Here is a 14,189-nt window from a genome sequence, read left to right as displayed (position 1 = left end):
GAGGAAGAGATGAGATGAAAAATATTTTACTGATTGGAGTAGGAAGATTTGGGAGACATATTGCCATGCATCTGAATCAGCTTGGACATCAGGTGATGGCGGTAGACCGAAATGAGGAACGGATCGACGCCGTGATGCCGTATGTGACAAATGCACAGATCGGTGACAGTGTCAATGCAGACTTTCTGCGATCCCTTGGTGTGGGAAATTATGATGTCTGTATTGTGACGATCGGAAGCAGCTTTCAGGATTCGCTGGAAACCGCGTGTCTTTTGAAGGAGTTGGGCGCAAAATGGGTCGTGTCCCGGGCAGAACGGGATGTACAGGAAAAATTCCTGTTGCGGAACGGAGCGGATCAGGTTGTTTATCCGGAAAAACAGATGGCAAAATGGACAGCAATTCGTTACAGCTCGGATCATGTGTTTGACTATATTGAAATTGACAGTCAGTATGCGATTTTTGAGGTTGAAATCCCGGAGAACTGGATTGGAAAAAATGTCGGCCAGCTGGATATCCGGAAAAAATACGGTATTAATATTCTGGCAACAAGAAAATATGGAAAAACAGATGTTGCGGTGTCTCCGGAGACAGTTCTGGATGGCGATGCTACCATATTGGTTCTTGGTGAATATAAAGCGATCCAGAAATGTTTTCGAATCTGAAAGAGAGGTGATTTCTGTGTTAAGTGTAGGACTGCTCTTCGTTACCCTGGTCGGTTTTTTGTCTGGAGGTGTGCTCGTGGATCAGATAGAGACATTTTTCACGGAAAACAGAAGAGAGGAACCGGAAACGGGACAAAATTTCACGGAAAACAGAAAACAAGAACAGGGAACGGGAGAAAAAAAGATTTCCTGACTATAGCTTTCTCTTCATTTATGATCTACAATAGGAGGTGGGGTGAGACAGTTGGAAAAAGAAAAACAAAAAAAAAGAGCATATCCTGGTGTGTCTGTCCTCTTCGCCATCCAATGAAAAAATTATTCGGACTGCGGCGCAGATGGCACAGGCGTTTCAGGCCGGCTTTACGGCATTGTATGTGCAGACAGCAGAAAAAACAGAAAAAACACCGGAGGATCTGGCAAGGCTGCAGAAGCATGTTCGTCTGGCAGAGCAGAGCGGGGCAGAAATTGTAACGACACACAGTGAGGATATTGCCCTGCAGATTGCAGAATACGCAAGAATTTCCGAGGTGACGCGGATTGTCATTGGAAAGAGCATGATGAAGCAGGGCTATTTCCATCAGCGAAGGGTGTGGACCGAGCGTCTGACGGATCTTGTGCCTGATCTGGAAATTCACATCATTCCAGACTCAGACGTGTACCGGAGATATCAGAAACGAAAAAAATTTCTGGAGTGGATGGAGTTGCCTTCCTGGAAAGAACTGATGCTTACGGTTCTGATTCTGGCTGCTGCGACCGGAATTGGAGAAATCTTTTTTCGGCTCGGTTTTACCGATGCCAATATCATTACCGTATATTTGTTTGGCGTCATGCTGACATCTATTCTGACCAGCGGTTATACCTGTAGTGTAATCAGTTCTGTGGCAAGTGTTATCCTGTTTAATTATTTTATGACAGAGCCAAGGCTTTCGTTGTATGCGTATGGTTCCGGCTATCCGGTGACCTTTGCGATCATGCTTGGCACTTCAATCCTGACCAGTACGCTTGCTTTAAAATTGAAAGAAAATGCAAAGCTTTCTGCACGAGATGCCTTTCGAACCAAGATTCTTTTTAATACCAGCCAGCTTCTGCAAAAGGCAGAGGATGCGTCAGAAATTTTTGATATTACGGCAACGCAGCTGATAAAGCTTCTGGGAAGAAATCTGGTTGTGGCGCCGGTAGAAAAAAAGAAAAACGGCATTGTGCAGGGAACTCTTTATAACGCCGAAACAGGAATAAAATCAGAAAAAGTTTTTAATGTGAAAGAACAGGAAATCCTGCAGTGGGTTCTGAAAAACCGGAAACGGGCGGGAGCTATGACAGAACGTTTTTCTGAAGAACCGTATCTGTACCTTTCCATCTATGCGGCACAGAACAGATATGGTGTGATCGGCATTTTCATCGGACAAAAGCCACTGGATGCGTTTGAGAACAGTATCCTGCTTTCTATTCTGGGAGAGTGCGCCATGGCACTGGATCGGGAACAAAGTGCGAGAGAAAAAGAAGAGGCGGCAGTCATGGCGAAAAATGAGCAGCTTCGGGTGAATCTGCTGCGGACGATTTCCCATGATCTGCGCACACCACTGACATCAATTCTCGGCAATGCAGACTCTTTGATCAGTAACTTTGACGCACTGGACGAAGGGATGCGGAAACAGATTTTTTCGGATATTTATGAGGATGCCGGATGGCTGATTGAACTGGTGGAAAATCTGCTTGCGCTTACGAAAATAGAAGATGGAAGTGTAAAACTGCAGTTATCCGATCAGGTGGTTGAGGATGTAGTCCGTGAGGCGCTGCGCCATGTAGAACGGCGGAAAAACGAACATAAAATTACGGTGGACTGCGGGGAAGATGTACTGCTCGCCCGCATGGATGCAAAGCTGATTGTACAGGTATTGGTAAACCTGATCAACAATGCAGTAAAATATACACAGGCAGGATCCAAGATCCGGATTACAGCCGGAAAAGAAGAAAAAAACGTATGGATTGCGGTGGAGGATAATGGACCCGGCATTCCGGCGGAGTGCAGGGAGCATGTATTTGAAATGTTCTATTCCGGAAAAAATAAGGTGAGTGACAGCCGCAGAAGCCTTGGCCTTGGGCTGGCGCTGTGCCGCTCCATTGTAAATGCGCATGGCGGGGAACTGGTGCTTCGTGACTGCGCTCCGCACGGCTGTCATTTTCGTTTTACGCTGCCGCTCAGTGAGGTGAATTTAAATGAATAAGACATTGATACTGGCCGTGGAAGACGATACGCCGGTCCACAACCTGATTACGACAACACTGAAAACACACGATTATAAATAACCACATTGGGGTCAGACCCCATTACTGTTTAGAAATTTTGTTCTTGTTTTGGCAATTCTGACACTGCAGACTGTGCTGAATGACAATATCAAAACGGCAGAAGATGTTGAAACTTATCTGGGTCTTAACACCCTGGTCGTTGTTCCGGATTTTGGAAGCAAAAAGAAATCCAGAAGACGAAGAAAAGACTGAACATAAACACAGAAAATTAAAAAGGAGCATCTCCGGTTTCGAACTTGAAACCTGGAGATGCTCCTTTTTCGTATGCTGCAGAATGAAAAATTATTCTCCCGCCACCGTCACATCCCGCAGCAGTACCGCACACGGTACCACGCGGTTGTTTATCTGCTGTGTCTCTTTCGAGAAAGTCAGATTTTTCAGCACATCGTCATAACGGGCGGAAAGTGATCCGCTGGTTGTCGGATGGGAGGTGGTTCCGTCGCTCTCATACGCGAGCCTGATCTCACCGCCGCAGGTGCCGCTTACGGCATCCATATCAAACGCACTGAAATCGGTGATTTCTATATGCGGCATGCTGCGCAGCTCGTCGAGTGTTTTCGAACCGCCTTCAACTACCATGTTATTCATGGAAGTAGTATCCTTCATGCCGATATAATGGGCATGCTGAAGGCTGCCCCAGTAGGAGCGGCAGATGCCGTTTTCAAACAGAACGCGCTCGGCTACCGGCATACCGGTTTCGTCGTACGGCGCGTTTTTGGCAGAGCCGTCGAGCGTCGGCACGAGGCGGATATTCAGCGGATCGGCATCCGCGCCGGTGATGGCTTCACCGATTTTTGCCTTTGCGACGCCCATGTACTGATAAGAAGCGTTGGTATGCATGGCAAAATACTGGAAGAAACTGCCGACGGCATTTCCGGTCAGGAGAACATCAGCATGCTCATTCTGGCGGGTCGGAACAGCATTCAGACGCTGGCGGCCGGTGTGGAACATTCCGCGCACTTCGGCGATGATCTTCTCGGCAGATTTGTCGGAGAAGCGGAGATCCTTGTAGATCTCAATCTCATGATCATCCTTGCGGGAGTTTGTGACAACCTCGATCTCGCAGTCAAAGCCGGAGAAGGTGACATCGACACCGCGGGAATTGCGGATGTGTGTCTGCTTCTGGTTGACGAAAATCTCATAGGAGTTTACGCGGGAATCCTCTTCCGCCTTGATTTCCTGCATAGCCTGCACCAGTTTTACGAGTTTAGCGGTAAGATCGCGGGAAGCATCAGCCATGTCGGCGCTTGCCTGGGCATCCGATGGCTCTGCAACAGGGTACCATGGGTTCTGCACAAACTGTGCGGCGAACAGCGCCTGGTCAATTTCCTGCTTCATTTCTTCGCGGGAAATGCCCTGGTGGATCTCTTTTTCTGCGCTTCCGCGGAATTTTCCATCCTCACTGTCGACAAAGACGGTCAGAAACGTATGAGTTACTTTTTTCGCGCGGCTCATGTCGAGCTTCTGACCGATGAAAAATGCCTCGCGGGATTCGGTCTGCTCTTCGCGGATCAGAAAGTCGCTGGCTTTGCTTGTTTTTAATACATTGTATAATTCGTTCATCAGCCTAACCTCACTTTACATTTCAGATACGGGCCGCCATCGCTGACTTTGACCCATTCTTTGTGACCTTTTCCGCACATGCCGGAGCCGAAGAGCTCTTCTTTGTCGGAAACCATGGAGATGCTCTTTAAGAGATCCGGAACGTAGCCGGTCAGGGTGACAGGAGATACGACTTTTCCGGTCAGCTTACCATCTTTGATCTCGCGGCCGAGTCCGACCATGCACTGGATGCCCCAGTGTTTCGGGTCTTCCATACCGGACTGAACGCTTTCGAGAAGATAGCCGTGATCAATCGAAGCGATCATATCATCGAGTTTGTCTGTGCCTGCGGTGAAGTAGGTGTTGGTCATACGGGAGTAGACTTTGCGCTCGAAGCTCTCGCGTTTTCCGTTTCCGGTCGGCGTGGTGCCAAGGCGGAGTGCGCTTACGAGATCGCTGATGCCGGTAACGAGTGTACCGTGGTCGATGACCGTGGTGTCGGTGCCGAGCGTTCCCTCATCATCAAAAAGATAACTGCTGACCTGCTGTGCGCCGACTGCTCCGTCGTGCATGGAGGAGAGCTGGGAGGCAACAGGCTTGCCGATATACTCTTTGGCGAGTGCGCGGTCTTTGACAAACATATCCATCTCGACACCGTGGCCGAATGCCTCGTGTGCAATCACGCCGGTGACATCCGGTGCGGTGATGACATCGTACATGCCAGGGATGACCGGATCGGAGTGGAGCTTGTCGTACAGAACGGCGATGATTTCCTCAACAATCGCATCCATCTCATTTAAGATTTCCACGCCTTTCAGGCCGGAGCAGGAACGGTACGACATATTCTGTTTTCCGTTTTCTGTGCCGATTGCGGAAAGGGAGCCCTCCGAGAAAGCGTAGGACTGCATCAGATCCTTTTTGGAGGAGAGGAACAGCTTGTTGACACGGGCAAAGCTGACGGTACTCTGGAATTCCAGAATTCCTTCATGGGCAGCGCCGGCGTCGCAGAGCTTCCGAAGGTGGGAGAGAATCTCCTCTGCGGAGACGGTCTCCGGGTCAATCTCGATCTCATTCTGCATTGTTTTTTCGATGGCTTCTTCCTGCACGAGAGGAGACTCCATCTGCGCGATGCCGAGTGCCTTTAATGCCTGAAATTCGGATTTCAGCGCGGAAGTAATTTCCTCCGCAAGATCTGCGGCATCGGTGAGGTTGTTGAAGGAATATTCGGTGTAGGAACCGTCCTGCCATGCACGGACAACGAAGCCGCGTTCACAGAAGTGATAATCGCTGACGGTGGTCTGATGCATGCTGACGCGGTAGGTCGTACCTTTGACATCGGTGCAGAGCACGCTGACGTAATCAAATTCGCGTTCGAGCAGACGGATCAGTTCCTGAATCTGTGGTTTGATTTCCACAAGATAGGATGACATTGGAACCTGCATAAGTTTGGTGTCCTTTCTGGAGCCTGCCGGAGTGTTCGATAGAGAACCTGCGCCGGGGCTCAAAATAATAGAATCCGGAAAAAATAGTTTCGAAAAAATCCCGAACATAGTTTCATTATAGAAGTTGGAAATGGAAAAAGCAATAAAAAAAGGTTGACAAAATGAATTTTGATGATATACTTTGAATATCAAAACATTTGAAAAGAAAAATGTTTGAGAATGAAATAAGCAAGAGGACAGTAAGGTGAAAAACGGCAGAATTGCGGGAACCGGTTCTTACGTACCGGAGACGATATGGAAAAATGAAGATCTGGAAAAGATGGTGGAGACGAGCGATGCCTGGATCCGGGAGCGGACGGGAATCGGTGCGCGCCACATAGCCGGGGAGGAGACGGTTGCCCAAATGGCAGTAAAGGCGGCGAGAAGAGCGCTGGAAAATGCCGGGATCTGTTCGACAGAACTGGATCTGATTCTCGTCGGAACCTCCTCGTCGGAGAGCATCTTTCCGAATACCGCCTGTCTTGTGCAGGATGAAATCGGTGCCTTCCGTGCCGCCTGTCTCGATGTCAGCGCCGCCTGCACCGGATTTCTTGCGGTGTATGAGCTGGGCCAGCTGTATATCCGGAGCGGCAAGGCAAAAAACGTGCTGCTGATCGGCGCGGATGCCCTGAGCCGCCTGGTGGACTGGAGTGACCGCGGAACCTGCATTCTGTTCGGGGACGGCGCGGGAGCCATTGTGCTGACGGCGGAGGAGCAGGAGACAAAAGCGTGCGAAAAGATCCATTCCGATGGAGAAAAAGGCGTGTCGCTGACCTGCGAAAAGGGAACGTATCTGCAGATGGACGGCCGTGCCGTGTTCCAGTTTGCTTTATCACGCGTGCCGGAAGTCATCCGCGAGGTGCTGAAAGAAGCCGAGGTGCCGGTCGAGGAGATTGATGTCTTCATCCTTCATCAGGCAAACAGCCGCATCATCGACGGCGTGGCAAAACGACTGAAGGCGCCGAAAGAAAAATTTCCGCGGAATATCGAAGCATACGGCAATACATGTGCGGCGAGCATTCCGATTCTGCTGGATGAGTGGAACCGGTCCGGCAGAGCCAAAAAAGGACAGAGAATCGTTCTCTCCGGTTTCGGAGCAGGACTGATCTGGGGCGCGGCGTACCTAGAATGGTAAGAAACGCCCATATAAAATAAGAAGAATAAGAAAAAAAGTGAGGACAAAAACATGTTAGAAAAAGTAAAAGAAACCGTAGCAGAAGCACTGGGAGCAGACATCGATACCATCACAGCGGAGACTTCCTTCAAAGAGGATCTCGGAGCAGATTCCCTGGATCTGTTTGAAATGGTCATGTCCCTCGAGGACACCTGCGGCGTGGAAATCCCGACCGAGGATCTGGAAACGATGGTAACTGTCGGTGATGTTGCAGAGTATCTGGAGCAGCACAAAAACTAAGAAAGATCGGGAAGCAGGAGGAAGCGATTCATGATCACAGAAGTGACAAAATTACTCGGGATTCAGTATCCAGTCATTCAGGGCGGCATGGCCTGGGTGGCGGAGCATCATCTGGCAGCGGCAGTTTCCGAGGCCGGCGGCCTTGGCCTCATCGGAGCATCGGCGGCACCGGCAGAGTGGGTTCGGAATGAAATCCGCGAAGCAAAAAAACTGACGGACAAACCGTTCGGCGTCAACATCATGCTGATGAGCCCGTATGCGGATGAGGTGGCAAAAGTGGTTGCCGAGGAAGGCGTAAAAGTCGTTACGACGGGCGCAGGAAATCCGGAGAAATATATGGAACTGTGGAAAAACGCTGGTATCCGCGTCATCCCGGTGGTCGCTTCCGTGGCTCTTGCAAGACGAATGGAGCGTGCAGGCGCAGATGCCGTTGTGGCAGAAGGATGTGAGTCCGGCGGCCATATCGGCGAGACGACAACGATGGCACTCGTTCCGCAGGTGCAGATGCCGTAAAAATTCCGGTCATTGCGGCCGGTGGAATTGCGGACGGACGCGGCATGGCAGCAGCCTTTATGCTGGGTGCCGAGGCGGTTCAGATGGGAACGCGTTTTGTCGCTTCGAAAGAGGCCGTTGTGCATGAAAATTACAAGCAGCTGGTGATCAAGGCGAAAGATATTGATACCCGCGTGACAGGCCGCACAACCGGTCATCCGGTGCGGGCGATCCGAAATGAGATGACACGCCATTATCTGGAACTGGAAAAAGAGGGAGCTCCGTTCGAAGAGCTGGAAAAACTGACGCTCGGCGGTCTTCGAAGAGCCGTTGTGGACGGCGATGTCAAAACCGGAAGCGTGATGTCCGGTCAGATTGCAGGTATGGTAAAAGACGAGAAAAGCTGCAAAGAAATCATAGAGCAGATGATGAAAGAGATGGAAGAACTTCTGAAAGGAGCACCGGCGCGGTTATGAGTAAAACAGCATTTATGTTTCCGGGACAGGGTTCCCAGTGTGTCGGCATGGGCGCGGATTTTTATGAAGCATGTCCGAAAGCGAGAGCCGTCTACGATATGGCATCCGAGCTGATCGGGATTGATATGAAAAGACTCTGTTTTGAGGAAAATGAACATCTGGATCAGACAGAGTTTACCCAGATAGCACTGCTGACAACCGGAATGGCGATGGAGCAGTCCATCCGGGCGTGCGGCCTTACGCCGGATGTGACAGCGGGCCTCAGCCTTGGCGAGTACAACGCGATTGTGTCCGCCGGCGGTATGGAAATGGCGGATGCGATGAAGGTCGTCCGCAGAAGAGGCATCCTGATGGAGGAGGCCGTTCCGGCAGGCGAGGGCGCGATGGCGGCGGTGCTCGGCATGGAAGCTGCAAAAATCGAAAAGATTTTGAGCGGGATTTCCGGCGCCTACATTGCCAATTACAACTGCCCGGGTCAGATTGTCATCACCGGATATGAGGCGGCAGTGGCAGAGGCTTCGGAAAAGTTAAAAGAAGCAGGCGCAAAGCGGGTACTTCCGCTGAACGTAAGCGGCCCGTTCCATTCCCCGATGATGGAAGCTGCGTCCAAGGGGCTGACCGAAGCGCTCGAGGGCGTCGGCTTTATGGAACTCGCGATTCCGTATGTAACGAATGTAACCGGCCAGTATGTGCGTGACATTGCACTGACACGCGGCCTTCTGATCCAGCAGGTGGCATCCGGTGTGCGGTGGCAGCAGAGCATCGAGGCAATGATTGCGGACGGCGTTGATACCTTCGTGGAGATCGGACCGGGAAGAACACTGACCGGCTTTTTAAGAAAAATCAACCGGGATGTAAAAGGTTACAATATCCGCACCTATGAGGAAATGCATCAGGTGTGCGAAACTTTATTATAGATAGTGGATTATGCAGCAGGAGAATGAGATGTTAAGTGGAAAAACAGCAGTAGTAACGGGCGCATCCCGCGGAATCGGGCGTGCGATTGCAGAAAAACTGGCGGCGGAGGGAGCCTTTGTTGTCATCAATTACAATGGTTCAAAAGAGGCGGCCGAAACCGTGCTTGCGGGAATCCGCGCGGCAGGAGGAGACGGCTGTGTGATGCAGTGCAATGTATCGGATTTTGCGGCGTGTGAAGCGTGGATGAAGGAAATTCTTGCTTTGTATGGGAAAATCGATATTCTGGTCAACAACGCGGGCATCACAAAGGACGGCCTTCTGATGGGCATGTCGGAGGAAGCCTTCGACCGTGTCATTGAGACAAACCTCAAGGGAACGTTCAACTGCATCCGCTTTGCGGCACGGCCGATGATCCGTCAGAAGAGCGGCTGCATCATCAACATGGCTTCTGTGGTCGGCGTGGCAGGAAACGCCGGACAGGCAAATTATGCGGCATCGAAAGCAGGTGTGATCGGCCTGACGAAAACAGCGGCACGGGAACTGGCATCCCGCGGCATCCGCGTCAATGCGATTGCGCCGGGCTTTATTGAGACCGATATGACGGAGGTTCTTTCGGATAAAGTGAAAGAAGCATCCGTATCCCAGATTCCGCTTGGCCATTTCGGAAAGCCGGAGGATGTGGCAAACCTGGCCGCATTTCTGGCATCCGAAGCGGCAGCTTACATCACCGGACAGGTGATTCACTGCGACGGCGGCATGGTGATCTAAGAAAAGGAGAGTTGGAATGAAGAGAAGAGTAGTCATCACAGGGCTGGGTGCGGTAACCCCGATTGGAAATACCGTGGAGGAATTCTGGAACGGCGTCCGCAAGGGAGCCTGCGGAATCGGAACGATTACGAAATTTGATACAGCAGAATATAAAGTACATCTGGCAGGCGAGGTCAAAGGCTTCGTGGCAAAAGAGCGCATGGATTTCAAAGCGGCAAGACGAATGGGAACCTTTTCCCAGTATGCCGTTGCAGCAGCAAAAGAAGCGTTTGCAGATGCCGGCATTTCCATGGAGAATGAAGATCCGTTCCGCGTCGGCGTTCTGGTGGGCTCCGGCGTCGGTGATCTGAATGCATGCGAACAGGCGAAAGCCAAAATTGATGCCGGAAATCCGTCCCGCGTCAACCCGTTTACCGTTCCGGTGATGATTGCGAACATGGCGGCGGGAAACGTTGCGATTGCACTCGGCGCGAAAGGAAAATGTACCAGCGTGGTGACGGCGTGTGCGACAGGAACGCACTGCATTGGCGATGCCTTCCGCGCAATTCAGTACAACGACGCGGACATCTGTGTGGCAGGTGGTGCGGAGAGCGCAATTACGCCGGTCGGCGTGGCAGGCTTTTCGGCACTGACCGCACTTTCCGAGTCGGAAGATCCGCTGCGGGCTTCGATTCCGTTTGATAAGGACCGGAACGGTTTCGTCATGGGCGAGGGCGCCGGCATTCTCGTACTTGAGGAGCTGGAGCACGCGAAACAGCGCGGCGCGAAGATCTATGCAGAGGTAGTCGGATACGGCGCAACCTGCGATGCGTACCACATTACTTCTCCATTGGAAGATGGAAGCGGTGCGGCACGTGCGATGGAGCTTGCGATGGAAGAAGCGGGAGTAAAACCGGAAGAAGTTACTTATATTAATGCACACGGAACGTCCACACATCACAACGATCTGTTTGAAACGCGTGCGATCCGGAAAGCCTTCGGTGATGCGGCAGACCATGTGCTGGTCAACTCGACGAAATCGATGGTCGGTCATCTGCTCGGCGCGGCAGGCGGTGTGGAAGCTGTTGTCTGTGCGAAATCCATTCAGGACGGCTTCGTGCATCAGACGATTGGAACAAAGGAAGCAGATGCGGAATGCGATCTGAATTACTGCATCGGCGCTCCGGTGGAAACTGATGTGAAACTGGCAATGAGCAATTCCCTTGGTTTTGGCGGCCACAATGCGGTGCTGCTGTTTCAGAAATATGAATAAAGCGGCATCGTGTTCCGGTGCAGAAAGGAAAATAAGATGGAATTAGATCAGATTTTACAGTTGATTGATAAAGTTTCGGATTCTTCGCTGACCGCGTTTGATTACGAGGCTGATGGGATCAAGATTGCCATGGAGCATGGAAAAGCAGCTCCGGTGCAGGTGCAGATGAGCGGGGTTCCATCCGGTGCCGGTCTGCAGATGGCCGAGATGATGGGCGGAGCAAATGGCGTGACAGTGAAAGAAGCAGCCATGCCGGAGAGAAAAGAAACGGCAGGAAAAAATAATACAACGGCTGAGGAGCACAGTGAAGCAGAAGAAGGCGTTTTTGTGACATCCCCGCTGGTCGGAACGTTTTATACAGCTCCGGCAGAGGATGCCGAGCCGTTTGTGAAGGTCGGCGACACCGTGAAAAAGGGACAAGTCGTAGCAATCGTGGAGGCCATGAAGCTGATGAATGAGATCGAGAGTGAAGTGGACGGCGTGATTGCGGAGGTTCTGGTGAAAAACGGCGAGATGGTTGATTACGGAAAACCGCTGTTCCGGGTAAAAGCGTAAAGCCGGGACGAGAAAGGAAGCAGCGAATGAACAGTTTGACAACGAAACAGATTCAGGAGATTATTCCACACAGACATCCGTTTCTGCTGGTGGATTACATAGAAGATTTTGAGCCGGGCGAATTCGGCATTGGGTATAAATGTGTGACGTACCGCGAGGATTTTTTTGCGGGTCATTTTCCGCAGGAGCCGGTGATGCCGGGCGTGCTGATTATCGAGGCGCTGGCGCAGGTCGGTGCGGTTGCGATTCTTTCTCTTGACGAGAATAAGGGAAAAATTGCATTTTTCGGCGGCATCAACAAGTGCCGCTTTAAGGGAAAAGTGAAACCGGGAGACAAGCTTCGTCTGGAGACGAAAATTATCCGCCACAAGGGACCGATGGGCGTCGGGGAAGCGGTTGCTTCGGTTGACGGCAAGGTGGTCGCGCAGGCGGAACTGACCTTTATGGTGGGGGCAGCACAATGATTCGAAAAGTTTTGATTGCAAACCGTGGGGAGATCGCGGTCCGGATTATCCGGGCATGCCGTGAGATGGGAATTCTCACGGTTGCTGTTTATTCGGAGGCGGACCGGGAGGCACTGCATGCGCAGCTCGCGGATGAGGCGGTGTGCATCGGGCCGGCACCGTCGAAGGACAGTTATTTAAATATGGAACGTATTTTGAGTGCGGCGCTTGTGACGGGGGCGGATGCGGTTCATCCGGGATTTGGATTCCTGTCGGAGAACAGCACGTTTGCGCGGAGATGCCAGGAATGCCACATTACGTGGATTGGGCCGTCGCCTGAGGTGATGGACCGTCTGGGTAATAAGTCTGAGGCGCGAAATACGATGCAGGCAGCCGGTGTGCCGGTGATTCCGGGGACGAAGGAACCTGTTTTTGACTGGGAGACGGGTCTTTCTGAGGCCGACCGGATTGGTTTTCCGGTGATGATTAAGGCGGCGCTTGGAGGCGGCGGCAAGGGTATGCGCATGGCGGAGACGCGCGGGGAGTTCCAGAGTGCGTTTCAGACGGCGCAGAAGGAGGCTAAAAGTTCGTTTGCGGACGAGACGATGTATGTGGAGCGGCTGATTCGTCATCCACGTCATGTGGAGTTTCAGATTATGGCGGACTCGTTCGGGAATGTGATTCATCTTGGGGAGCGGGACTGCTCGATTCAGAGGAATCATCAGAAGATGATTGAGGAGTCGCCTTGTGTGGCGATTGATGACACGCTGCGGGAGCGGATGGGCTCGGCGGCGGTCCGGGCGGCGAAGGCGGCGCATTATGTGAATGCGGGGACGATTGAGTTTCTGCTGGAGCCGGACGGGAATTTTTATTTTATGGAGATGAATACGCGGATTCAGGTGGAGCATCCGGTGACGGAGTGGGTCACGGGGATGGATCTGATTCAGGAGCAGCTTCGGGTGGCTTCGGGGATGCCGCTGTCGGTGACGCAGGGGGAGGTCCGGCTTTCGGGGCATGCGATTGAGTGCAGGATTAATGCGGAGAATCCGGCGAAGAATTTCAGGCCTTGTCCGGGGAAGATTACGGAGATGCATCTGCCTGGGGGATTTGGAGTACGGGTGGATACGGCGGCGTATGACGGGTATGTGATTCCGGCGTTTTATGATTCGATGCTGGCGAAACTGATTGTGCATGGGAGGACGCGTGAGGAGGCGATTGCGCGGATGAGGAGTGCGCTGGGGGAAGTCGTCATCGAGGGAGTCGACACTAACGTTGATTATTTGTATTCTATTTTAAATGAAGAGGAGTATCTGGCCGGGAGGGCGGATATTGAGTTTGTGGAGCGGTTGACGGAGAGATTGTGAGAGACGGACGCCGCCCGGCAGTACAGCAGAGGGGGACGGCGCGGTTTCAGAGGAAAGAAACACTAAGGCCCCCAGCATTTGCTAAAACCATTTTCAAAAATCAAAAACCCGCTGTCGCTCAGACAGTTAGATTTTTGAAAATAACGCAAATTCTGGAAGCCTAAGTGTTTCTATAGCAATCCCCGAAAATAATGCAAAAAATTCAGCACCGCAGAGCGTGAATTACTGCGTCACAGATTTTCGTCGTACCCCGGTACGCCTTCAAATCTGTTCCTTGCAATTCGCGCTCTGCAGCACTGCCTTTTTTGCATTATTTTCGGGTCTTGCTATAGTTCCTCCTGCAAATGCGCCGTCCCCCTCTGCTGTACTGCCGGGCGGCTGAGATCAGACACACGACTGGGAGAGTGTGGTCAGCGACACCGCGGGGCGGTGCGGCTGGGATGACAGGAGTGAGCGGTGAAGAGAGAATGAATGCCTCGATGGGTGAGGTGTGTGGTTGGAAGATTGTTATGGTG

The 14,189-nt window shown here is 51.8% G+C and carries 13 protein-coding genes and 2 pseudogenes; 13 read left to right on the top strand and 2 right to left on the bottom strand.

The window, feature by feature from the left end; genetic code table 11:
• Window positions 1-14 precede the first annotated feature (14 nt).
• The 4 genes and pseudogenes from DXA93_RS05285 (at window position 15) to DXA93_RS17755 (ending at window position 3,161) form a co-directional block, all read left to right on the top strand.
• Entirely contained in the window at window positions 15-662 is a 648-nt protein-coding gene (locus DXA93_RS05285; protein ID WP_022462603.1) for a potassium channel family protein, read from the top strand.
• 335 nt (window positions 663-997) lie between these two features.
• A complete protein-coding gene (locus DXA93_RS05280; protein ID WP_119207848.1) occupies window positions 998-2,887 on the top strand; it encodes a DUF4118 domain-containing protein in 1,890 nt (629 codons plus the stop codon).
• Window positions 2,880-2,966, top strand: a pseudogene (locus DXA93_RS20505) (DNA-binding response regulator); the annotation flags it as partial. The gene DXA93_RS05280 and the pseudogene DXA93_RS20505, both read left to right, overlap by 8 nt.
• A gap of 51 nt (window positions 2,967-3,017) precedes the next feature.
• Entirely contained in the window at window positions 3,018-3,161 is a 144-nt protein-coding gene (locus tag DXA93_RS17755) for a hypothetical protein (protein WP_158579545.1), read from the top strand.
• Window positions 3,162-3,251: 90 nt separating this feature from the next.
• On the opposite strand, the gene DXA93_RS05270 is transcribed toward DXA93_RS17755, so the two are convergent.
• Window positions 3,252-4,532: a metallopeptidase TldD-related protein gene (locus DXA93_RS05270; protein ID WP_119207823.1), complete on the bottom strand. Its 1,281-nt coding sequence runs from the start codon at window positions 4,530-4,532 to the stop codon at window positions 3,252-3,254.
• Window positions 4,532-5,953 (bottom strand): TldD/PmbA family protein, encoded by a 1,422-nt coding sequence (locus DXA93_RS05265; RefSeq protein ID WP_119207822.1) that lies wholly within the window; start codon window positions 5,951-5,953, stop codon window positions 4,532-4,534. Before DXA93_RS05265 ends, DXA93_RS05270 begins: the two co-directional genes overlap by 1 nt.
• Window positions 5,954-6,197: 244 nt before the next feature.
• On the opposite strand from DXA93_RS05265, the gene DXA93_RS05260 reads away from it, so the two are divergent.
• The 9 genes and pseudogenes from DXA93_RS05260 to DXA93_RS05220 all read left to right on the top strand — a co-directional run bounded on the left by DXA93_RS05260 (window position 6,198) and on the right by DXA93_RS05220 (window position 13,674).
• On the top strand, window positions 6,198-7,127 hold the full coding sequence (locus DXA93_RS05260) for a beta-ketoacyl-ACP synthase III (RefSeq protein WP_119207821.1): 930 nt from the start codon (window positions 6,198-6,200) through the stop codon (window positions 7,125-7,127).
• A gap of 51 nt (window positions 7,128-7,178) precedes the next feature.
• Window positions 7,179-7,406 carry an acyl carrier protein gene (acpP, locus tag DXA93_RS05255; RefSeq protein ID WP_022462597.1) on the top strand — a complete coding sequence of 76 codons (228 nt, stop codon included), beginning with the start codon at window positions 7,179-7,181 and terminating at the stop codon, window positions 7,404-7,406.
• Window positions 7,407-7,436: 30 nt separating this feature from the next.
• Window positions 7,437-8,374 (top strand): annotated as a pseudogene (fabK, locus tag DXA93_RS20500) (enoyl-[acyl-carrier-protein] reductase FabK).
• Window positions 8,371-9,291 carry an ACP S-malonyltransferase gene (gene fabD / locus DXA93_RS05245; RefSeq protein WP_119207820.1) on the top strand — a complete coding sequence of 307 codons (921 nt, stop codon included), beginning with the start codon at window positions 8,371-8,373 and terminating at the stop codon, window positions 9,289-9,291. Before fabK ends, fabD begins: the two are co-directional and overlap by 4 nt.
• Before the next feature lie 28 nt (window positions 9,292-9,319).
• Complete coding sequence (fabG, locus tag DXA93_RS05240; RefSeq protein ID WP_022462594.1) at window positions 9,320-10,060, top strand: 3-oxoacyl-[acyl-carrier-protein] reductase; 741 nt, start codon at window positions 9,320-9,322, stop codon at window positions 10,058-10,060.
• 16 nt (window positions 10,061-10,076) lie between these two features.
• Window positions 10,077-11,312, top strand: a complete 1,236-nt coding sequence (gene fabF, locus DXA93_RS05235; RefSeq protein WP_055227403.1) for a beta-ketoacyl-ACP synthase II — start codon at window positions 10,077-10,079, stop codon at window positions 11,310-11,312.
• Between the two features lie 36 nt (window positions 11,313-11,348).
• Window positions 11,349-11,867 carry an acetyl-CoA carboxylase biotin carboxyl carrier protein gene (gene accB / locus DXA93_RS05230; RefSeq protein WP_119207819.1) on the top strand — a complete coding sequence of 173 codons (519 nt, stop codon included), beginning with the start codon at window positions 11,349-11,351 and terminating at the stop codon, window positions 11,865-11,867.
• A gap of 26 nt (window positions 11,868-11,893) precedes the next feature.
• Window positions 11,894-12,331, top strand: a complete 438-nt coding sequence (gene fabZ / locus DXA93_RS05225) for a 3-hydroxyacyl-ACP dehydratase FabZ (protein ID WP_022462591.1) — start codon at window positions 11,894-11,896, stop codon at window positions 12,329-12,331.
• Window positions 12,328-13,674, top strand: a complete 1,347-nt coding sequence (locus tag DXA93_RS05220; protein ID WP_119207818.1) for an acetyl-CoA carboxylase biotin carboxylase subunit — start codon at window positions 12,328-12,330, stop codon at window positions 13,672-13,674. The genes fabZ and DXA93_RS05220 overlap by 4 nt, the downstream gene beginning before the upstream one ends.
• Window positions 13,675-14,189: the final 515 nt, after the last annotated feature.

Source organism: Blautia sp. OF09-25XD (genome assembly GCF_003482095.1).
Classification (GTDB): domain Bacteria; phylum Bacillota; class Clostridia; order Lachnospirales; family Lachnospiraceae; genus Fusicatenibacter; species Fusicatenibacter saccharivorans.
Note: the sequence above shows the minus strand (reverse complement) of the source record. Positions and strands in the feature narration are given on the sequence as shown.